General features: G+C 63.1%; 20 protein-coding genes. 9 read left to right on the top strand and 11 right to left on the bottom strand.

Annotation, left to right across the window (positions count from 1 at the left end):
* The first annotated feature begins 204 nt into the window (after positions 1 to 204).
* The gene (gene icd, locus MJ122_RS08980; protein ID WP_088421503.1) at positions 205 to 1,458 is read left to right on the top strand and encodes an NADP-dependent isocitrate dehydrogenase; all 1,254 of its coding nucleotides are present in this window, start codon (positions 205 to 207) and stop codon (positions 1,456 to 1,458) included.
* A gap of 73 nt (positions 1,459 to 1,531) precedes the next feature.
* Here icd and cspD read toward each other — a convergent pair whose 3' ends face one another.
* Entirely contained in the window at positions 1,532 to 1,807 is a 276-nt protein-coding gene (gene cspD / locus MJ122_RS08975) for a cold shock domain-containing protein CspD (protein WP_017517095.1), read from the bottom strand.
* A gap of 229 nt (positions 1,808 to 2,036) precedes the next feature.
* Here cspD and clpS point away from each other — a divergent pair, with 229 nt between their 5' ends.
* Together clpS and clpA are read left to right on the top strand one after the other, a co-directional pair.
* The gene (gene clpS / locus MJ122_RS08970; RefSeq protein WP_026078807.1) at positions 2,037 to 2,399 is read left to right on the top strand and encodes an ATP-dependent Clp protease adapter ClpS; all 363 of its coding nucleotides are present in this window, start codon (positions 2,037 to 2,039) and stop codon (positions 2,397 to 2,399) included.
* 28 nt (positions 2,400 to 2,427) lie between these two features.
* On the top strand, positions 2,428 to 4,701 hold the full coding sequence (gene clpA / locus MJ122_RS08965) for an ATP-dependent Clp protease ATP-binding subunit ClpA (protein ID WP_088421504.1): 2,274 nt from the start codon (positions 2,428 to 2,430) through the stop codon (positions 4,699 to 4,701).
* Between the two features lie 84 nt (positions 4,702 to 4,785).
* On the opposite strand, the gene infA is transcribed toward clpA, so the two are convergent.
* The 4 genes from infA to trxB form a co-directional block, all read right to left on the bottom strand.
* Complete coding sequence (gene infA / locus MJ122_RS08960; RefSeq protein ID WP_002553999.1) at positions 4,786 to 5,004, bottom strand: translation initiation factor IF-1; 219 nt, start codon at positions 5,002 to 5,004, stop codon at positions 4,786 to 4,788.
* A 104-nt stretch (positions 5,005 to 5,108) separates the two neighbouring features.
* Positions 5,109 to 5,816, bottom strand: a complete 708-nt coding sequence (locus MJ122_RS08955; protein WP_026078806.1) for an arginyltransferase — start codon at positions 5,814 to 5,816, stop codon at positions 5,109 to 5,111.
* 31 nt (positions 5,817 to 5,847) lie between these two features.
* Entirely contained in the window at positions 5,848 to 6,552 is a 705-nt protein-coding gene (aat, locus tag MJ122_RS08950; RefSeq protein WP_088421505.1) for a leucyl/phenylalanyl-tRNA--protein transferase, read from the bottom strand.
* A gap of 36 nt (positions 6,553 to 6,588) precedes the next feature.
* Entirely contained in the window at positions 6,589 to 7,539 is a 951-nt protein-coding gene (gene trxB, locus MJ122_RS08945; protein ID WP_088421506.1) for a thioredoxin-disulfide reductase, read from the bottom strand.
* A 221-nt stretch (positions 7,540 to 7,760) separates the two neighbouring features.
* Between trxB and ftsK the strand changes: the two genes are divergently transcribed.
* Genes ftsK through MJ122_RS08915 form a run of 6 tightly spaced genes read left to right on the top strand, consistent with a single transcriptional unit; the run spans position 7,761 to position 15,232 of the window.
* Complete coding sequence (ftsK, locus tag MJ122_RS08940) at positions 7,761 to 10,172, top strand: DNA translocase FtsK (RefSeq protein ID WP_017517089.1); 2,412 nt, start codon at positions 7,761 to 7,763, stop codon at positions 10,170 to 10,172.
* A gap of 19 nt (positions 10,173 to 10,191) precedes the next feature.
* Positions 10,192 to 10,815 carry an outer membrane lipoprotein chaperone LolA gene (gene lolA, locus MJ122_RS08935; protein WP_239743813.1) on the top strand — a complete coding sequence of 208 codons (624 nt, stop codon included), beginning with the start codon at positions 10,192 to 10,194 and terminating at the stop codon, positions 10,813 to 10,815.
* Positions 10,816 to 10,851: 36 nt separating this feature from the next.
* Positions 10,852 to 12,177 carry a replication-associated recombination protein A gene (locus MJ122_RS08930; protein ID WP_239743811.1) on the top strand — a complete coding sequence of 442 codons (1,326 nt, stop codon included), beginning with the start codon at positions 10,852 to 10,854 and terminating at the stop codon, positions 12,175 to 12,177.
* Between the two features lie 46 nt (positions 12,178 to 12,223).
* Positions 12,224 to 13,504, top strand: coding sequence for a serine--tRNA ligase (gene serS, locus MJ122_RS08925; RefSeq protein WP_239743809.1), 1,281 nt, complete (start codon positions 12,224 to 12,226; stop codon positions 13,502 to 13,504).
* 1 nt (position 13,505) lies between these two features.
* Positions 13,506 to 14,891: a siroheme synthase CysG gene (gene cysG / locus MJ122_RS08920; protein ID WP_239743808.1), complete on the top strand. Its 1,386-nt coding sequence runs from the start codon at positions 13,506 to 13,508 to the stop codon at positions 14,889 to 14,891.
* Positions 14,888 to 15,232 carry a lysozyme inhibitor LprI family protein gene (locus tag MJ122_RS08915; RefSeq protein WP_239743806.1) on the top strand — a complete coding sequence of 115 codons (345 nt, stop codon included), beginning with the start codon at positions 14,888 to 14,890 and terminating at the stop codon, positions 15,230 to 15,232. The genes cysG and MJ122_RS08915 overlap by 4 nt, the downstream gene beginning before the upstream one ends.
* Positions 15,233 to 15,346: 114 nt before the next feature.
* Here the strand turns inward: MJ122_RS08915 and MJ122_RS08910 are convergent, their stop codons facing one another.
* The 6 genes from MJ122_RS08910 to tusD all read right to left on the bottom strand — a co-directional run bounded on the left by MJ122_RS08910 (position 15,347) and on the right by tusD (position 18,816).
* Complete coding sequence (locus MJ122_RS08910) at positions 15,347 to 16,348, bottom strand: glutathione S-transferase family protein (protein ID WP_239743804.1); 1,002 nt, start codon at positions 16,346 to 16,348, stop codon at positions 15,347 to 15,349.
* An 87-nt stretch (positions 16,349 to 16,435) separates the two neighbouring features.
* Positions 16,436 to 17,434, bottom strand: coding sequence for a glycosyl transferase family protein (locus tag MJ122_RS08905; RefSeq protein WP_239743802.1), 999 nt, complete (start codon positions 17,432 to 17,434; stop codon positions 16,436 to 16,438).
* Complete coding sequence (locus MJ122_RS08900; protein WP_088421513.1) at positions 17,431 to 17,766, bottom strand: TusE/DsrC/DsvC family sulfur relay protein; 336 nt, start codon at positions 17,764 to 17,766, stop codon at positions 17,431 to 17,433. The genes MJ122_RS08905 and MJ122_RS08900 overlap by 4 nt, the downstream gene beginning before the upstream one ends.
* Positions 17,763 to 18,068, bottom strand: coding sequence for a sulfurtransferase complex subunit TusB (gene tusB / locus MJ122_RS08895; RefSeq protein ID WP_085988836.1), 306 nt, complete (start codon positions 18,066 to 18,068; stop codon positions 17,763 to 17,765). The genes MJ122_RS08900 and tusB overlap by 4 nt, the downstream gene beginning before the upstream one ends.
* Complete coding sequence (gene tusC, locus MJ122_RS08890) at positions 18,065 to 18,424, bottom strand: sulfurtransferase complex subunit TusC (protein WP_239743800.1); 360 nt, start codon at positions 18,422 to 18,424, stop codon at positions 18,065 to 18,067. The genes tusB and tusC overlap by 4 nt, the downstream gene beginning before the upstream one ends.
* Positions 18,424 to 18,816: a sulfurtransferase complex subunit TusD gene (tusD, locus tag MJ122_RS08885; RefSeq protein WP_239743798.1), complete on the bottom strand. Its 393-nt coding sequence runs from the start codon at positions 18,814 to 18,816 to the stop codon at positions 18,424 to 18,426. Before tusD ends, tusC begins: the two co-directional genes overlap by 1 nt.
* Positions 18,817 to 18,842 lie beyond the last annotated feature (26 nt).

The raw sequence follows: 18,842 nt of genomic DNA, 5'->3' as shown, positions 1-18,842 counted from the left end.
ACGTGCGCCGCTGCGAGGAGAGAGTCTGGTCCCAGACTGCTCGGACCTCGATGACCATTAAGTCATGCCGGCCAGTATACCACCCTAAAGGCAGGGTGAAGCGCGTCCCTTTTTTAGACTAAGGAATGATGTGGTTCGATCATCGACTTGTGAGCTACCCTCAGTGGCTGCAAGAGGGTTTCAACCAAAAAAGCGGAGTTCAGCATGGGATACCAAAAGATCCAGGTGCCGGCCGGTGACAAAATCACCGTCAACGCCGATATGTCCTTGAATGTACCGAAGAACCCGATCATCCCCTTCATCGAGGGGGATGGCATTGGTGTGGATATCAGCCCGGTCATGATCAAGGTCGTCGACGCTGCCGTCGAGAAAGCCTACAAGGGCGACCGAAAGATCGCATGGATGGAAGTCTATGCCGGCGAGAAAGCCACCCAGGTCTATGACCAGGATACCTGGCTGCCCCAGGAAACCCTGGATGCTGTCCGCGATTATGTCGTTTCGATCAAGGGCCCGCTGACCACTCCGGTGGGCGGTGGTATCCGCTCCCTGAACGTGGCCCTTCGCCAGCAGCTCGACCTGTATGTCTGCCTGCGTCCTGTACGCTGGTTCGAGGGTGTCCCGAGCCCGGTGAAGAAGCCGGGAGACGTGGACATGGTGATCTTCCGCGAGAACTCGGAAGACATCTATGCCGGCGTCGAGTGGAAGGCCGGTTCCCCCGAGGCGCAGAAGATCATCAAGTTCCTCACCGAGGAAATGGGCGTCAAGAAGATCCGTTTCACCAACGACTGTGGCATCGGCATCAAGCCGGTTTCCCAGGAGGGCACCAAGCGCCTGGTGCGCAAGGCCCTGCAATACGCCGTGGACAATGACCGCAGCTCGGTCACCATAGTCCACAAGGGCAACATCATGAAATTCACCGAGGGTGCGTTCAAGGACTGGGGTTACGAAGTGGCCCGTGACGAGTTCGGCGCCCAGCTGCTCGACGGCGGCCCGTGGATGCAATTCAAGAACCCGGCTACCGGCAAGAATATCGTGGTGAAGGACGTAATCGCCGATGCCATGCTGCAGCAGATCCTGCTGCGCCCGGCCGAGTACGATGTGATCGCCACCCTCAACCTGAACGGCGATTACCTGTCTGACGCACTCGCAGCAGAGGTAGGCGGCATCGGCATCGCGCCGGGCGCCAACCTTTCCGATTCCGTCGCCATGTTCGAGGCGACCCACGGCACCGCACCCAAGTACGCCGGGCTGGACAAGGTCAATCCGGGGTCGGTGATCCTGTCGGCCGAGATGATGCTGCGCCATATGGGCTGGCCGGAAGCGGCCGACTTGATCATTGCTGGCGTGAACGGCGCCATCGCGGCCAAGACCGTCACTTATGACTTCGAGCGACTGATGGACGGTGCCAAACTGCTGTCCTGCTCGGAATTCGGCGACGCAATCATCGCCAAGATGTAACCGGGTGATTCGTCACCGATGAAAAAGGCCGGCTTGCTGCCGGCCTTTTTCGTTTCGTCTGATCCGTGACGAATCAGGCTTCCGCCGTGAGGTTCTCCACCTCGCTGCTCGGGGCAGCTTGTGCGGGCGGGGTGGATGCATTGGCGTTGACGGGCTGGATGTTCACCGCATGCAACCCCTTCGGACCTTGCAGGATCTCGAAACTGACGGGTTGGCCGGCCTTGAGAGTCTTGTAGCCATCCATCTGGATTGCCGAGTAGTGAGCAAACAGGTCCTCATCTCGGCCATCAGCCAGGATGAAACCGTAGCCCTTGGCGTTGTTGAACCACTTGACCTTACCGCTGAGCATGCTGATATCCCTCTGCAAAGGACTCCATCGCTGGAGTATCATCCACTACTATTCCGCTATGCCTTTTCCTGAAGACTGGCGTCCGGAACTCCTGATACCCTCCGGGGGGGTATCCTTTGGTTGTAACACCCTTTTGCCGTTAGTCAAGGCGGCGTCGTCTGGGCCTGAGAAGCGTTTCAACCTCCGGCCGGCCCACTCATTCACCCACTCGCAAAGCTTTTATTCCAGCATGCATGCAAGTAGCCAGATTCGACTAACATTCAATCAGGACCGCCCGGATCCATTGGAAGACGACGGGGCGGGGCTGGCGGTTGAAGAAGCCAAGCCTGCCCTGAAGGCGCCATCGATGTATCGGGTCATCATGTTCAACGATGATTACACCCCGATGGATTTCGTGGTTGAGGTGCTCGAGTTGTACTTCAACATGAACCGCGAGCAGGCAACCAAGGTCATGTTGACCGTGCATACCCAGGGCAAGGCGCACTGCGGGACCTTTACCCGAGATGTTGCGGAAACCAAAGCCATGCAGGTCAATCAATATGCGAGGGAGAGCCAACATCCACTGTTGTGCGAAATTGAGATAGAAGGTTGATGCGGATGTTTGGGAGCGAGGTGAAGTCATGTTGAATCGAGAGCTCGAAGTCACCCTCAATCTCGCCTTCAAGGAGGCGCGGGCGAAGCGGCATGAGTTCATGACCGTTGAGCACTTGCTGTTGGCGCTTCTGGATAATGAGGCTGCCGCAACGGTTCTGAAGGCGTGCGGTGCGAATCTGGACAAGTTGCGGCGAGACCTGCAGGAGTTCATCGATTCCACAACGCCGCTGATTCCCCAGCACGATGAGGACCGCGAAACCCAGCCAACCCTGGGCTTCCAGCGTGTCCTGCAACGTGCGGTGTTCCACGTGCAGAGTTCCGGCAAGCGCGAAGTCACCGGCGCCAACGTACTGGTCGCCATCTTCAGCGAGCAGGAAAGCCAGGCGGTGTTCCTGCTCAAGCAGCAGAGCGTCGCGCGGATCGACGTGGTCAATTACATCGCCCATGGCATCTCCAAGGTGCCGGGCCATGCCGAACATACGGACAGCGATCAGGAAATGCAGGATGAGGAGGGCGGCGAGTCTTCCACTTCCAGCCATCCGCTGGATGCCTATGCCAGCAACCTGAATGACCTGGCGCGCCAGGGCAGAATCGACCCGCTGGTCGGCCGTGAGTCGGAAGTCGAGCGCGTCGCGCAGATTCTCGCCCGTCGCCGCAAGAACAACCCGCTGCTGGTGGGTGAGGCTGGTGTTGGCAAGACCGCCATCGCCGAAGGGCTGGCCAAGCGCATCGTCGACGGTCAGGTCCCGGACTTGCTGTCCGACAGCGTCGTCTACTCCCTTGACCTGGGAGCGCTGCTGGCGGGCACCAAGTACCGTGGCGACTTCGAGAAGCGCTTCAAGGCGCTGCTCAACGAGTTGCGCAAACGTCCGCACGCGGTGCTGTTCATCGACGAAATCCACACTATCATCGGCGCCGGCGCGGCATCGGGCGGCGTGATGGACGCTTCCAACCTGCTGAAGCCGCTGCTGTCGTCCGGCGAGATCCGCTGCATCGGCTCGACCACCTTCCAGGAATTCCGCGGCATTTTCGAAAAGGATCGCGCGCTGGCTCGTCGCTTCCAGAAGGTCGACGTCACCGAGCCGTCCGTCGAGGACACCTTCGGCATCCTGAAGGGCCTGAAGCCGCGTTTCGAGCAGCATCACCACATCGAGTACAGCGATGAGGCGCTGCGCGCCGCCGCCGAGCTGGCTGCGCGCTACATCAATGACCGGCACATGCCGGACAAGGCCATCGACGTGATCGACGAGGCGGGCGCCTACCAGCGCCTGCAGCCGGAAGAGAAGCGCGTCAAGCGCATTGAAGTGCCGCAGGTCGAGGATATCGTCGCGAAGATCGCGCGGATTCCGCCCAAGCACGTCTCCAGTTCTGACAAGGAGCTTCTGCGCAACCTCGAGCGCGACCTGAAGCTGACCGTGTTCGGCCAAGCGGCGGCCATCGAGTCGCTGTCCACTGCCATCAAGCTGTCACGCGCCGGTCTCAAGTCGCCGGACAAGCCTGTCGGCTCCTTCCTGTTCTCCGGTCCGACCGGGGTGGGTAAGACCGAGGTGGCTCGCCAGCTGGCCAAGGCGCTTGGCGTGGAGCTGGTGCGCTTCGACATGTCCGAGTACATGGAGCGGCATACCGTGTCCCGTCTGATCGGTGCGCCTCCGGGCTACGTCGGTTTCGACCAGGGCGGCCTGCTCACCGAAGCCATCACCAAGACGCCGCATTGCGTGCTGCTGCTGGATGAGATCGAGAAGGCGCACCCGGAAGTCTTCAACCTGCTGCTGCAGGTGATGGACCACGGCACCCTGACCGACAACAACGGGCGCAAGGCGGACTTCCGTAACGTCATCCTGATCATGACCACCAACGCTGGCGCGGAAACCGCGGCGCGGGCCTCCATCGGCTTCACGCAGCAGGACCACTCCACCGATGCGATGGAAGTGATCAAGAAGAGCTTCACGCCGGAGTTCCGTAACCGCCTGGATACCATCATCCAGTTCGGCCGCCTGAGTCACGAGACCATCAAGAGCATCGTCGACAAGTTCCTCACCGAGCTGCAGGCGCAGTTGGAGGACAAGCACGTGCAGGTCGAGGTCAGCGATGCGGCGCGCGGCTGGCTGGCGGACAAGGGCTACGACCCGCAGATGGGGGCTCGCCCGATGGCGCGGCTGATCCAGGACAAGATCAAGCGGCCGTTGGCCGAGGAGATCCTGTTCGGCGAACTGGCCGAGCACGGCGGTGTGGCCCATGTGGACCTGAAGGATGGCGAACTGGCCTTCGAGTTCGAGGTAATTGCCGCAGAGCCGGCCTGACGCTGCAATCAGGCGCAAACGAAAACGCCCGGCAATGCCGGGCGTTTTTCTGTGTGCCGGCTTCTTGCCGGCACCTGCCGTCGCTCAGCGAGCGCGGTAGGTGATGCGACCCTTGGACAGGTCGTAGGGCGTCAGTTCAACGCGAACTTTGTCGCCGGTCAGGATGCGGATGTAATTCTTGCGCATCTTCCCGGAGATGTGCGCGGTAACGACGTGCCCGTTCTCCAACTCCACGCGGAACATGGTGTTGGGCAGGGTGTCGACGACAGTGCCTTCCATTTCGAAGCTGTCTTCTTTCGACATGCAGTAGAACCCTCGGTATCTATGGTTGCCTGAAGTTTCAGGGCATTAAAAAAGGCACACATTGTGCCTGAAATCGCCCCACAACGCCAATGGGTGTTTTTGCGTCAGTTCAACGCCACCCAGCGCTGGTTCACGAACAGCTCGATCGGGCGGTACTGGGTCTTGTAGTTCATCTTCCGGCAATTCTTGATCCAGTAGCCCAGGTAGACGGCGTGGAGGCTCAGGCGCTCGGTCTCGCCAATCTGCCAGAGAATGGCAAAGCGTCCCAGGCTGCGGCGCTCCTCGTCCGGATCGTAGAAGGTATAGACCGCGGAAAGGCCGTTGGGCAGGACGTCGGTCACAGCGACGGCGAGTAGACGACCTTGCAGGCGGAACTCGAAGAAGCAGCTGAACGGCAGGTCGCGGACCAGGAAGGTGGCGAACTGATCGCGGCTGGGCGGGTACATGTCCCCGTCGGCATGGCGCTGCTCGATGTAGCGCATGTACAGGGCGTAGTACTCCTCGGTGAAGGCGGGGCGCTTGCGGATGACTTCCAGGTCAGCGTTGCGCTTGATGATGCGTTTCTGCTGGCGGTTCGGCTGGAAGCCGGCAGCGGGAATGCGCGCCGGGATGCACGCGGTGCAATGCTGGCAATGGGGGCGGTAAAGGTGCTCGCCGCTGCGCCGGAAGCCGACCTCTGACAGCGAGGCATACAACTGCGCGTCCATGGGCTGGCTGGGGTCGAGGAACAGCGTGGTCGCCTGCTCTTCGGGCAGATAGCTGCATGGATGCGGTTGTGTGGCGTAAAACTTCAGGCGGGCGAGCTCGGTCATCATCAACCCCTGCGAGTTCCCTCAGGCAAGTTTAAGACAGGCTGAGCGGGTATGCCTGCGAAGTCCAGTCCTCTGACGGTGTTTCGTCGAGATGACGGCGCAGGAAGCTGGCGAATTCGCCGCGGGAAATAGCGCGGGCGCCGAAGCTGTGCAGGTGCTGGGTCGGCATCTGGCAGTCGATCATCACGAAACCGGCGGCCTTCAGGCGCTGCACCAGGGTGACGAAGGCAACTTTGGAGGCATTGTCGGCGCGGCTGAACATGGATTCGCCAAAGAACAGGCGACCAATGGCCAGCCCGTAAAGCCCGCCGACCAGCACATCGCCTTGCCAGGCTTCGGCCGAATGGGCGACGCCCAGGCGGTGCAGTTGGCAATAGGCGTCCTGCATCGGCGTGGTAATCCAGGTGCCATCCGCATAATCGCGCGGCCCGGCGCAACCGTGGATGACCTGCTCGAAGGCCTGGTCGATGGTGATCTGGTAGTGCTGCTGGCGGATGAACTTGGCGAGGCTGCGAGAAACATGCAGTTCTTCGGGAAACAGCACGGTGCGCGGATCAGGCGACCACCAGAGTATTGGCTGGCCATCCTGGTACCAGGGGAAGCACCCGTGGCGGTAGGCCTGGATCAGGCGCTGCGGGTTAAGGTCTCCGCCGGCCGCCAGCAGGCCGTTGGGCTCATGCAGGGCCTTGTCGAGGGGCGGGAAGTCGAAATTGCTGCGGGAAAGCCACTTGAGCATAGGGAGGAGGGGAGGGCGAACCTCCCCTTGCGCCGATCAGTTGTCGTCGAGGAACTTTTCGGCATCCAGCGCGGCCATGCAGCCGGCGCCGGCTGAGGTGATCGCCTGGCGGTAGACATGGTCGGCCACGTCGCCGGCAGCGAACACGCCGTCGATGCTGGTCAGGGTCGCATTGCCTTCAGCGCCGCCCTTGACCTTCAGGTAGCCGTCATGCATTTCCAATTGGCCCTTGAACAGGTCGGTGTTGGGCTTGTGGCCAATGGCGATGAACACGCCGGACAGGTCCAGTTGGCGGGTTTCGCCGCTGTCGACGTCCTTCAGGCGGACGCCGACGACACCCATGTTGTCGCCCAGGACTTCGTCGAGGGTGGTATTCCAGTGCAGGCGTACGTTGCCGTTCTTGGCTTTTTCGAACAGTTTGTCCTGCAGGATCTTCTCCGAGCGCAGTTTGTCGCGGCGGTGGATCAGGTGGACTTCCTTGGCGATGTTGGACAGGTAAAGTGCCTCTTCCACGGCGGTGTTGCCGCCGCCGACCACGCAGACCACCTGGTTGCGGTAGAAGAAGCCATCGCAGGTCGCGCAGGCGGAAACGCCCTTGCCCATGAAGGCCTCTTCCGAAGACATGCCCAGATACTGGGCCGAGGCCCCGGTGGCGATGATCAGCGCATCGCAGGTGTAGGTGCCGCTGTCGCCCTTGAGGGTGAAGGGCTTCTGCTGCAACTCGGCGGTGTGGATGTGGTCGTAGACGATCTCGGTATCGAAACGCTTGGCGTGCTGTTCCATGCGCTGCATCAGGGCGGGGCCGGTCAGGCCCTCGACGTCGCCGGGCCAGTTGTCGACCTCGGTGGTGGTGGTCAGCTGGCCGCCGGGCTGGATGCCGGTGATGACAACAGGCTTGAGGTTGGCGCGCGCGGCGTACACGGCCGCGGTGTAGCCCGCGGGGCCGGAGCCCAGGATGATCAGGCGCGAATGCTTGACTTCACTCATAAAAAGACTCCATAAGCCTTTGTCACGTAAGAGAATGCATGCTCCAATTGAGCAGCCGAAAAACGGTGTTGGGCTATGCTACACCGAACCCCGGAAAGCCGGCAAAAGCGCAGTCGGGCACACCTGGGGTCGCTGGCATCGGCCGGCCAAAGCCGTACAATGGGCCCATTTCGCGGTCCAACGACTCTCGGACGCGCGTATAGCGCAGGAATAGAAGCGTTTTGAAGGACACCACAGCAAGCCACGCCGCCGCCTGGCGCCAGCAACTGCATTACCGTCTGAAGGAAGGGGCCCTGATCGCGCTCGGCGCGCTCTGCCTTTACCTGTGGATGGCGCTGCTCACCTACGATTCCGCCGATCCGGGCTGGAGCCATTCCAGTCACGTCGAACAGGTGCAGAATGCGGCCGGCCGCCTGGGCGCGCTGAGCGCTGACATCCTGTTCATGGTGCTGGGCTATTTCGCCTACCTGTTCCCGCTGCTGCTGGCCGTGAAGACCTACCAGGTCTTCCGCAAGCGCCACATGCCCTGGGAATGGAACGGCTGGCTGTTCTCCTGGCGCTTGATCGGCCTGGTGTTCCTGGTGCTGTCCGGCTCCGCGCTGGCCTACATACATTTCCATACCAGCGGTGCCCATATGCCGGCTACGGCTGGCGGCGCGCTGGGCGAGAGCCTGGGGCAACTGGGCGTCAATGCGCTGAACGTGCAGGGCAGCACGCTGCTGTTCCTGGCGTTGTTCCTGTTCGGCATGACGGTGTTCGCCGATCTGTCCTGGTTCAAGGTGATGGACGTCACCGGCAAGATTACCCTCGACCTCTTCGAACTGATCCACAACGCCACCAATCGCTGGTGGAGCGCCCGCAGCGAGCACAAGCAACTTGTTGCCCAATTGCGCGAGGTCGACGAGCGCGTGGCCGAAGTTGCCGCGCCCATCGTTGCGGACCGCCGAGAGCAGGCCAAGGTCAAGGAGCGCCTGATCGAGCGCGAGGAAGCGCTGGTCAAGAGCGTGCAGGAGCGCGAAAAGCGTGTGGCGCCGAAGATTGATGTCCCGCCGCCGCCCAGCAAACCGGTCGAGCCGAGCAAGCGCGTGCTGAAAGAGAAACAGGCGCCGCTGTTCGTCGATACCGCAGTGGAAGGTACGTTGCCGCCGCTGTCGATCCTCGACCCGGCGTCGGAAAAGAAGCAGAGCTACTCGCCGGAATCCCTGGAGGCGATGTCGCGTCTGCTGGAGATCAAGCTCAAGGAGTTCGGTGTCGAAGTCATAGTCGAGTCCGTGCATCCGGGCCCGGTGATCACCCGATTCGAAATCCAGCCGGCCGCCGGCGTGAAGGTCAGCCGCATCTCCAACCTGGCCAAGGACCTGGCGCGTTCGCTGGCGGTGATCAGCGTGCGCGTGGTGGAAGTCATTCCCGGCAAGACTACCGTCGGCATCGAGATTCCCAACGAAGACCGGCAGATGGTGCGCTTCTCCGAAGTGCTGATGACGCCCGAGTATGACGAGCACAAGTCCACCGTGCCGCTGGCTCTGGGGCACGACATTGGCGGCAATCCGATCATCACTGACCTTGCGAAGATGCCGCACCTGCTGGTGGCCGGTACCACCGGTTCCGGTAAGTCGGTGGGCGTGAACGCCATGCTGCTGTCGATCCTGTTCAAGTCCACGCCCGAAGAGGCGCGCTTGATCATGATTGACCCGAAGATGCTGGAGCTGTCGATCTACGAAGGCATTCCGCACCTGCTCTGCCCGGTGGTCACCGACATGAAGGAGGCCGCCAACGCGCTGCGCTGGAGCGTCGCCGAGATGGAGCGGCGCTACAAGCTGATGGCGGCCATGGGCGTGCGTAACCTCGCCGGCTTCAACCGCAAGGTCAAGGACGCGGAAGAGGCCGGCACGCCGCTGACCGACCCGCTGTACCGCCGCGAGAGCATGGAGGACGAGGCGCCGCTGCTGCAGACCCTGCCGACCATCGTGGTAGTGGTCGACGAATTCGCCGACATGATGATGATCGTCGGCAAGAAGGTGGAAGAACTGATCGCCCGTATCGCCCAGAAGGCACGCGCGGCGGGCATCCACCTGATCCTGGCGACCCAGCGTCCGTCGGTGGACGTGATCACCGGCCTGATCAAGGCGAACATCCCGACCCGTATCGCGTTCCAGGTCTCGAGCAAGATCGACTCGCGCACCATCCTGGACCAGGGCGGCGCCGAGCAGCTGCTGGGCCACGGCGACATGCTCTACCTGCCGCCGGGCACCGGCCTGCCGATCCGCGTCCATGGCGCCTTCGTCTCCGATGACGAGGTGCACCGCGTCGTCGAGGCGTGGAAGCTGCGCGGCGCGCCGAATTACATCGAGGACATTCTCGCCGGTGCCGATGAAGGTGGTGGCGGTTCGTTCGAAGGTGGCGGGGGCGGCGAAGGCGGCGAGGGCAGCGAGGACGATCCGCTCTACGACGAGGCCGTGCGCTTCGTGACCGAAAGCCGCCGGGCTTCCATCTCTGCCGTGCAGCGCAAGCTGAAGATCGGCTACAACCGCGCCGCACGGATGATCGAGGCGATGGAAATGGCCGGCGTGGTTACCGCGATGAATACCAATGGCTCGCGCGAAGTCATCGCGCCGGCCCCGATCCGTGATTGATTCGACTTCGAGGATTTCGATGCGTCTGATCCGCCTGTTGTTCGTTGCTGCGCTGGCTGCCGCCGGCGTTCAGGCCCATGCCGACGAGGCCGCTGCGCAGCGCCTGAGCGGGATGCTCACCCAAGCCCAGACCATGACCGCGCGCTTCTCCCAGCTGACCCTGGACGGCAGCGGAACCCGCCTGCAGGAAACGGCCGGCAACCTGGGGCTCAAGCGCCCCGGCCTGTTCCGCTGGCACACCGATGCGCCCAATGAGCAGCTGCTGATCTCCAATGGCGAGAAGATCTGGCTGTACGACCCGGACCTGGAGCAGGTGACCATTCAGAAGCTCGACCAGCGTCTGACCCAGACCCCGGCGCTGCTGCTCTCCGGCGATGTGTCGAAGATCGGCCAGAGCTTCGACATCACCGCCAAGGACGGTGGCAATGTAGTCGACTTCACCCTGAAGCCGAAGTCCAAGGACACCCTGTTCGACAGCTTGCGGATTTCCTTCCGCAGTGGCGTGGTGAATGACATGCAACTGATCGACAGCGTCGGCCAGCGCACCAATATCCTGTTCTTCGACGTGAAGATGAACCAGGCCATGGATGCCAAGCAGTTCGTCTTCGACGTACCCAAAGGCGTCGACGTTATCCAGGAATGACCGGCCTCGCGCCGGCTTGATCGATAGGTAAGACTCGTGGACCTGTTCCGCTCCGCCCCCGTTTCCCAGCCCCTGGCCGCGCGCCTGCGCGCGAGCAGCCTGGACGAGTACGTCGGCCAGGAGCATCTGCTTGCCCGCGGTAAACCGCTGCGCGAGGCGCTGGAGCAGGGGGCACTGCACTCGATGATCTTCTGGGGGCCGCCGGGTGTCGGCAAGACCACCCTGGCGAAGCTACTGGCCCAGGTCACCGACGCGCATTTCGAGACCATCTCGGCGGTGCTCTCGGGCGTCAAGGAAATCCGCCAGTCGGTGGAAGTGGCCAAGCAGCACGCCGCGCAGTACGGCCGCCGCACCATCCTCTTTGTCGACGAAGTGCACCGCTTCAACAAGAGCCAGCAGGATGCCTTCCTGCCCTATGTCGAAGACGGCACGCTGATCTTCATCGGTGCGACCACCGAGAACCCCTCGTTCGAACTGAACAACGCGCTACTTTCCCGCGCCCGCGTCTATGTGCTGAAAAGCCTGGACGAGGCCGCCCTGCGCCGGTTGGTGGAGCGTGCGCTGACCGAAGAGAAGGGCTTGGGCAAGCGTAATCTGAGCCTGCCGGATGATAGTTTCGCCATCCTCATGGCCGCCGCCGATGGTGATGGCCGGCGCCTGCTCAACCTGCTGGAGAATGCCTCGGACCTGGCCGAGGACAACGGCAAGATCAGCGCCGAGCTGCTGCAGAACCTGCTGGGTGATTCGCGTCGTCGCTTCGACAAGGGTGGCGAGGCCTTCTACGACCAGATCAGTGCGCTGCATAAGTCGGTGCGCGGTTCCAGCCCCGATGGCGCGCTGTACTGGTATGCGCGCATGCTCGATGGCGGTTGCGATCCGCTCTATATCGCCCGCCGCGTGGTGCGCATGGCCAGCGAGGACATCGGCAATGCCGATCCCCGCGCCCTGACCCTGTGCCTGCACGCCTGGGATGTGCAGGAGCGCCTCGGCAGTCCGGAAGGTGAGCTGGCGATTGCGCAGGCTATTGTTTACCTGGCCTGCGCGCCGAAGAGCAATGCCGTCTACAACGCCTACAACACGGCGCGCCGCGACGTGGCAGAGAGCGGTTCGCTGGAAGTGCCGCTGCATCTGCGCAATGCACCGACCAAGCTGATGAAGAACCTGGGTTATGGCGACGAATACCGTTATGCCCACGATGAGCCGGATGCCTATGCGGCCGGAGAAGACTACTTCCCCGAGTCCATGGAACCGCGCCAGTATTACCAACCCGTGCCGCGCGGGCTCGAACTGAAGATCGGCGAAAAGCTGCGCCACCTGGCCAGCCTCGACAAGGCCAGTTCCCGCCGTCGCAGAAAATCCTGAAGTGGCGCCCGCGAGCGCCGCCTGACACTAGACACGAGAAGACACCATGCTCGATTCCAAACTGGTCCGTACCCAGCCGCAGGAAGTGGCCGAACGCCTGGCCACCCGTGGCTTCACCCTGGATGTAGCGCGCATCGAAGCGCTGGAGAGCCAGCGCAAGTCCGTGCAGACCCGCACCGAGACCCTGCAGGCCGAGCGCAATTCGCGCTCCAAGGCCATCGGCCAGGCCATGAAGAACGGCGAGGATGTCGCGCCGCTGAAGGCCGAGGTCAACCGCATGGCTGAGGAGCTGGAAGCGGGCAAGCGCGAACTGGACGTCATCCAGGCCGAACTGGACAACCTGCTGCTGAACATCCCGAACCTGCCGCACGAATCCGTGCCGGTGGGAGCTGATGAAGAAGACAACGTCGAAGTCCGCCGCTGGGGTACCCCGCGCACCTTCGATTTCGAGATCAAGGACCACGTTGCTCTGGGCGAACAGCACGGCTGGCTGGACTTCGAGACCGCCGCGCGGCTGTCTGGCGCGCGCTTTGCCCTGATGCGCGGCCCGATTGCCCGCCTGCACCGCGCCCTGGCGCAGTTCATGATCGACCTGCATACCCGCGAGCACGGCTACGAAGAGGCCTACACCCCTTACCTGGTGCAGGCTCCGGCGCTGCGGGGCACCGGCCAGCTGCCGAAGTTCGAGGAAGACCTGTTCAAGATCCAGCGCGAAGACGAAGCTGATCTGTACCTGATCCCGACTGCGGAAGTCTCGCTGACCAACATCGTTGCCGGGCAGATCCTCGATGCGAAGGAACTGCCGCTGAAGTTCGTCGCCCACACTCCCTGCTTCCGCAGCGAAGCCGGCGCGTCGGGCCGCGACACCCGCGGCATGATCCGCCAGCACCAGTTCGACAAGGTCGAGATGGTGCAGATCGTTGAGCCGTCCAAATCCTGGGAAGCCCTGGAAAGCCTGGTTGGCAACGCCGAGAAGGTTCTCCAGGCCCTGGAGCTGCCGTACCGCGCGTTGGCGCTGTGCACCGGCGACATGGGCTTCGGTGCCGCCAAGACCTATGACCTCGAAGTCTGGGTGCCGAGCCAGGACAAGTACCGCGAGATTTCGTCCTGCTCCAACTGCGGTGACTTCCAGGCCCGCCGCATGCAGGCGCGCTACCGCAACCCGGAAACCGGCAAGCCGGAGCTGGTCCACACCCTCAACGGCTCGGGCCTGGCCGTAGGTCGTACCCTGGTCGCCGTGCTGGAGAACTACCAGCAGGCCGACGGCTCGATCCGCGTACCGGAAGTGCTCAAGCCGTACATGGCGGGCATCGAGGTGATCGGCTGAGATGGACTTCCTGCCGCTGTTCCACATCCTGCGCGGACGTCGCGCGCTACTGGTCGGCGGCGGTGATGTCGCACTGCGCAAGGCGCGCCTGTTGAGCGATGCCGGCGCGGTGCTGCGGGTCGTGGCGCCTGAAGTGCATTCGGAGCTGCGCGAGCTGATCGAGGAGGGCGCAGGCGAACTGCTCCTGCGCCCCTACGCCCGGGGCGACCTGCAGGATTGCGTGCTGGTCATCGCCGCCACCGATGATGAGCCGCTCAACGCCCAGGTGTCCCGGGACGCCAACGAGCGTGGCGTGCCGGTCAATGTGGTCGACGCGCCGGCTCTGTGCAGCGTGATTTTCCCGGCCATCGTCGATCGTTCGCCGCTGGTGGTGGCGGTTTCCAGCGGCGGCGACGCGCCGGTGCTGGCACGCCTGCTGCGCGCCAAGCTGGAAACCTGGATTCCGGCGACCTATGGCCAACTGGCCGGCCTCGCCAGTCGCTTCCGCGAGCGTGTGAAGCAGCGCCTGCCGGACCTGCAGCAACGTCGCAAGTTCTGGGAGGAAGTGTTTCAGGGCCCGGTCGCCGAGCGCATGCTTGCCGGCCAGCCGAGCGAGGCCGAGCGTCTGCTGGCGGGCAAACTGGAATCGCCGCAGGCCGAGTCTCGCGGAGAGGTCTATCTGGTCGGCGCCGGTCCGGGCGACCCTGATCTGCTGACCTTCCGCGCCCTGCGCCTGATGCAGCAGGCCGATGTGGTGCTTTACGATCGCCTCGTTGCCCCGGTGATCCTCGAGCTATGTCGACGTGATGCAGACAGGCTCTACGTCGGCAAGCGTCGCGCGGACCACGCCGTACCGCAGGACGAGATCAATCGCCAGCTGGTCGAGCTGGCCCGGCAGGGCAAGCGCGTGCTGCGGCTGAAGGGCGGCGATCCGTTCATCTTCGGTCGCGGAGGCGAGGAAATCGATGAGCTTGCTGCCAACGGCATCCCGTTCCAGGTCGTGCCGGGTATCACGGCAGCCAGTGGTTGCGCGGCCTACGCCGGTATTCCGCTGACGCACCGTGATTACGCGCAGTCCGTGCGTTTCGTGACTGGACACCTGAAGGACGGCAGCACTGACCTGCCGTGGAACGATCTGGTCGCTCCTGGGCAGACCCTGGTGTTCTACATGGGCTTGGTCGGCCTGCCGGTCATCTGCGAACAGCTGGTGCGTCACGGCCGTTCTGCCGACACGCCAGCCGCGCTCGTACAGCAGGGCACCACCGTGCATCAGCGGGTGTTCACTGGCACCCTGGCCAACCTGCCGGAGCTGGTGGCCGAACATGAAGTGCATGCGCCGACCCTGGTGATTGTGGGGGAAGTGGTGCAGTTGCGCGAGAAGCTGGCGTGGTTCGAAGGGCAGCAGTGAAAGCCCTTTGCGTGGTGATCCTGGGCGCAGCGTGTGCTTTGGGGTTCACCGCGCCGGCCTCGGCGGCCAGCTTCGACTGCAAGAAGGCCAGACAGGCCGACGAGAAAACCATCTGTGCGGATCGCCAGCTTTCAGAGATGGATGTGCAAGTGGCGACGACCTACCGTCTGCTGCGTGGCCTGTTCGCCATGGGCATGCGCGGCAACCTGGGTGACTCCCAGCTCGCCTGGCTGGAACAACGCCGCGCCTGCGGCGCCAACAAGGCCTGCCTCAAGCGGCGCTACCAGGAACGCCTGGACGCGCTGCAGAAGGTCTACGACGGTATCGACAAGCCCATCTGACCCCCGCTTGCTTTTATGTAGGAGCGAGCTTGCTCGCGAACCGCTTGGCGCCGCTGGTTTATGCCAGGTTCGCGAGCAAGCTCGCTCCTACAGGTCTGCTGACGAGCAACTGCCTTAGCCCTGACGGAAAATACCCTTGCCCGGTAGATGTTCGCGCCCGTGCGGGCCGGTGAAATCCTGCAGCGGGCCGAGCGGCACTATACCCGTCGGGTTGATGGTGCGGTGGCTGGCGTAGTAGTGGTTCTTGATGTGCTGGAAGTCCACGGTTCCGGCAATGCCCTCCAGTTGATACAGCTCGCGCAGCCAGCCGGACAGGTTCGGGTAGTCGGCCAGGCGGCGCAGGTTGCACTTGAAGTGGCCGTGGTACACCGCATCGAAGCGAATCAGCGTGGTGAACAGGCGCACATCGGCTTCGGTCAGGTATTCGCCCGCCAGGTAGCGCTGCTGGCCCAGGCGCTCTTCCAGCCAGTCCAGTTCGTTGAACAATGCCTGGAACGCCTCTTCATAGGCGTCCTGTGTCGTGGCGAAGCCGGCGCGGTACACGCCGTTGTTCACGGCTGGGTAGATGCGTTCGTTCAGTTCGTCGATCTGCGCCCGCAGAGGCGCCGGGTAGAGGTCAAGCGAATTGCCGGTTATCCCGTCGAAGGCCACGTTGAACATGCGGATGATCTCCGCCGATTCGTTACTGACGATGCGCTGCTCGTGCTTGTCCCATAGCACCGGCACGGTGACGCGGCCGGTGTAGTTCGCATCGTCCCTGGTATAGCGCTGATGGAGGAAGTCCAGGCCGTCGAGCTTGTCACCCGTCGACCCGAGGGCCTTGTCGAAGGTCCAGCCGTTTTCCAGCATCAGCCAGCTGACGACCGAAACGTCGATCACTGACTCAAGGCCCTTGAGCTGGCGATAGATCAGTGTGCGGTGGGCCCAGGGACAGGCCAGGGAGACATACAGGTGATAACGGCCGGCCTCGGCGCGGAAGCCGCCTTCGCCGCTCGGGCCGGGTTGGCCGTCGGCGGTCACCCAGTTGCGGCGCTGCGCATTCTCGCGCTGAAAACTGCCGTCCTTGCTGGTGTCATACCACTGGTCATGCCAGCGGCCATCGATCAACTGTCCCATCTCATTGCTCCTGAATCTGGGTGGATGGGTTCAGTCTATAGGCTGTGGCTCGATTGTTTAGCGCAAAAACAGGATTCCAAGTATCGACTAAATCGATCTGTCTCGTGCGGCCCAGCGTCTATCGGCTTCGATGAAGGCTTCGTCGCGCTTCAATCCCATGGCGCGCAGGGCGAGTGCCATGGTTGCTCGGACCGCCAGTTCCCCGTACTCGTCCTCAGTCTCGCCGCGCCAGAAGGCTGCAAGATGGGTGGGAACCAGCGTTTCCGGCTTCACATGGCGCAGTGGCGAGAGCGCTGGCCACTCTTCGTCCCAGGCTTCGCCGTCTCGGCAACCGTAAAGGTGCGAGGTGGCATCGGGGTTCATCTCGATCTCGCCGCCTTCGCCCTTTATGACGATGGCGTAGTCACCGAGCAGGCGGCTGCCCTCGCGATGCACTTCCTGATAGCCGGGATGGAAGATGCTCTGCAGCACGCAGCTAGCGCCCAGGGGGTTGAGCAAGCGCACGGCCGAATGCATGGGGGAGCGCAGGCCCAGGGTGTTGCGCAGGTCGATCATGCGCTGCAGGCGCGGCATCCAATCCACCAGCGGAGCGAAGGCGATGCCCTTGGCATCCAGCGCTTCGCTGACCGAGTTCCAGTTGCGACACAGTGGCAGGCCAAGCAGCTCCAGAAGCTGTTCGGTATAAACCCGTCCAGCGGTATGCGCGCCGCCGCCGTGCAGGAGGATGCGAGTGCCGCTGCCCCCCAGACATTTTACGGCCAGCAGGTACCAGGGCAGATGGCGCTTCTTGCCGGCGTAGCTGGGCCAGTCGAGGTCCACGGCGATCTTCGGTACCTCCAGGCGGCAGCGCACGGCTTCGGTGAAACCGGCAAGCTCCTCGGCGCTTTCCTCCTTGTGCCGCAGCAGCATCAGGAAGGCGCCGAGCTGGGCTTCCTCGACCTTCTCGTCGAGGATCATGCCCAGTGCCTCGCGGGCTTCCTCCCGGGTCAGGCCACGGGCGCCGCGCTTACCCTTGCCCAGGATGCGGACGAACTGGGCGAAGGGATGTTCGGCGGGTGTCTGAAGGACGAGCGGGGAGGCGGTCATAGGCAATTGGTCGGCTTCGGCAGGCCGGCTAGCTTGGCGGCAAGCTTGGCCGGTGTGCCTTTGAACAGAAGGTTGAGGTGCAGGCTGCTGCCTTTTTCCGCGCCCAGCTTCTGGGCCACGTACTTTATCAGCGGGCGATTGGCCGGCGACAGCTGGAACTCGCCGTAGAACTCGCGCAGCAGCAGGAGGATTTCCCAGTGCTCTGGAGTCAGGTGCAGGCCCTCGTTGTGCGCCAGCGCTTCGGCAGCTGCATCGCTCCAGTCATTGAGATCGACCAGATAGCCGTCCTTGTCCAGCGGCAGGGAGTGGCCGTTGACCAGTAGGGTGCTCATAGCCAGGCGTTCACCTTGTCGAAGCGCGTGCAGAGTTCGACGAAGCCTGGGTAGTCCACAGCAACGACGCGGGCGGGCACATCATCCATGCCGCGGGCCTGCAGGTCTTCCAGCAGGGCGAAGAGCGCATTGGCCGAGGGCATCAGCTCCAGCGCCTGGCAGGGTGCGGTGCCGTCGCGCAATGCGTAGACAGCGTCGCCCGTCAGCAGCAGGCCATCGTCGGGCCCGAGCAGGTGCAGGCAGCTGGCGAGCCGGCCGTCATTGAACGGGGAGTGCGAGAGCAGGTGGAGAATGGCCATCAGATCGTGATCACCTGTTCGTGGGTCTGCAGCAGATTGCGCAGCGCGACATCGTCCAGCGCTCGGACCGGCAGTGTCAGGCTGGCGTCATCCAGCCCGCGTTCGGCAAGGCTGCGGCTGCTGGTATAGAGCGCTTCCACGCCGAACAGTGGCAGCGCTTGCAGGTTGGCCTGCAAGTCTTTCTGTTCGACCCTGCTGGGGCGTTGGTCGGGTGCAAGCTGGAACACGCCATCATCGAGGAAGAGCATGGAGATCGGCAGGTCGAAGGCGCCGCCGGCCAGGGCAATATCCAGCGCCTCGCGGGCGGCGGGGCCGGCCCAGGGCGCTTGGCGGCTGATGATCAGGAGTGACTTGGCCATCAGTTGCCTCCAAAGCAGACCAGGCGGTCCGCCAGTTGCGCGGCTTCATGCAGCTGGCCGAGGCCGGAGAGCTCCCAGGGCGCCTGCAGGTTTGCAGCAGGACGGGAATAGCGGCTGGCTTCCTCTGGATTGAGCACGCCCCGACGCAGCGCGGCGGCAATGCAGACCACTCCGTCCAGCCGGTGATCGGCGACAAAGCGTGTCCACGCAGCGGCGACGTCCAGCTCATCCTGGCTGGCAACGGCGTTCGCCGAAGCGCTGTGCACGCCGTCCTGATAGAAAAACAGACGGGTAATTTCATGGCCGCCGGCCAATGCGGCCTCGGCAAAGCGCAGGGCTCGTCGGGCTGCCGGCGAGTGCGGCGGGGAGAAGAGGGCGATGACGAACTTCATGGAGCGGGCCTGATCGGCGAATTTTC

Source organism: Pseudomonas sp. DP-17 (assembly GCF_022380625.1).
Taxonomy (GTDB): Bacteria; Pseudomonadota; Gammaproteobacteria; order Pseudomonadales; family Pseudomonadaceae; genus Pseudomonas; species Pseudomonas nitroreducens_A.
The sequence above is the reverse complement of the archived record's forward strand: the minus strand, read 5'-3'. Positions and strand labels throughout refer to the sequence as shown.

Coding starts and splice junctions, on each gene's coding strand:
- icd (WP_088421503.1), top strand. CDS start 205: ATGGGATACCAAAAGATCCAGGTGCCGGCCGGTGACAAAATCACCGTC.
- cspD (WP_017517095.1), bottom strand. CDS start 1,807: ATGCTCAGCGGTAAGGTCAAGTGGTTCAACAACGCCAAGGGCTACGGT.
- clpS (WP_026078807.1), top strand. CDS start 2,037: ATGCATGCAAGTAGCCAGATTCGACTAACATTCAATCAGGACCGCCCG.
- clpA (WP_088421504.1), top strand. CDS start 2,428: ATGTTGAATCGAGAGCTCGAAGTCACCCTCAATCTCGCCTTCAAGGAG.
- infA (WP_002553999.1), bottom strand. CDS start 5,004: ATGTCGAAAGAAGACAGCTTCGAAATGGAAGGCACTGTCGTCGACACC.
- MJ122_RS08955 (WP_026078806.1), bottom strand. CDS start 5,816: ATGACCGAGCTCGCCCGCCTGAAGTTTTACGCCACACAACCGCATCCA.
- aat (WP_088421505.1), bottom strand. CDS start 6,552: ATGCTCAAGTGGCTTTCCCGCAGCAATTTCGACTTCCCGCCCCTCGAC.
- trxB (WP_088421506.1), bottom strand. CDS start 7,539: ATGAGTGAAGTCAAGCATTCGCGCCTGATCATCCTGGGCTCCGGCCCC.
- lolA (WP_239743813.1), top strand. CDS start 10,192: ATGCGTCTGATCCGCCTGTTGTTCGTTGCTGCGCTGGCTGCCGCCGGC.
- serS (WP_239743809.1), top strand. CDS start 12,224: ATGCTCGATTCCAAACTGGTCCGTACCCAGCCGCAGGAAGTGGCCGAA.
- cysG (WP_239743808.1), top strand. CDS start 13,506: ATGGACTTCCTGCCGCTGTTCCACATCCTGCGCGGACGTCGCGCGCTA.
- MJ122_RS08910 (WP_239743804.1), bottom strand. CDS start 16,348: ATGGGACAGTTGATCGATGGCCGCTGGCATGACCAGTGGTATGACACC.
- MJ122_RS08905 (WP_239743802.1), bottom strand. CDS start 17,434: ATGACCGCCTCCCCGCTCGTCCTTCAGACACCCGCCGAACATCCCTTC.
- MJ122_RS08900 (WP_088421513.1), bottom strand. CDS start 17,766: ATGAGCACCCTACTGGTCAACGGCCACTCCCTGCCGCTGGACAAGGAC.
- tusC (WP_239743800.1), bottom strand. CDS start 18,424: ATGGCCAAGTCACTCCTGATCATCAGCCGCCAAGCGCCCTGGGCCGGC.
- tusD (WP_239743798.1), bottom strand. CDS start 18,816: ATGAAGTTCGTCATCGCCCTCTTCTCCCCGCCGCACTCGCCGGCAGCC.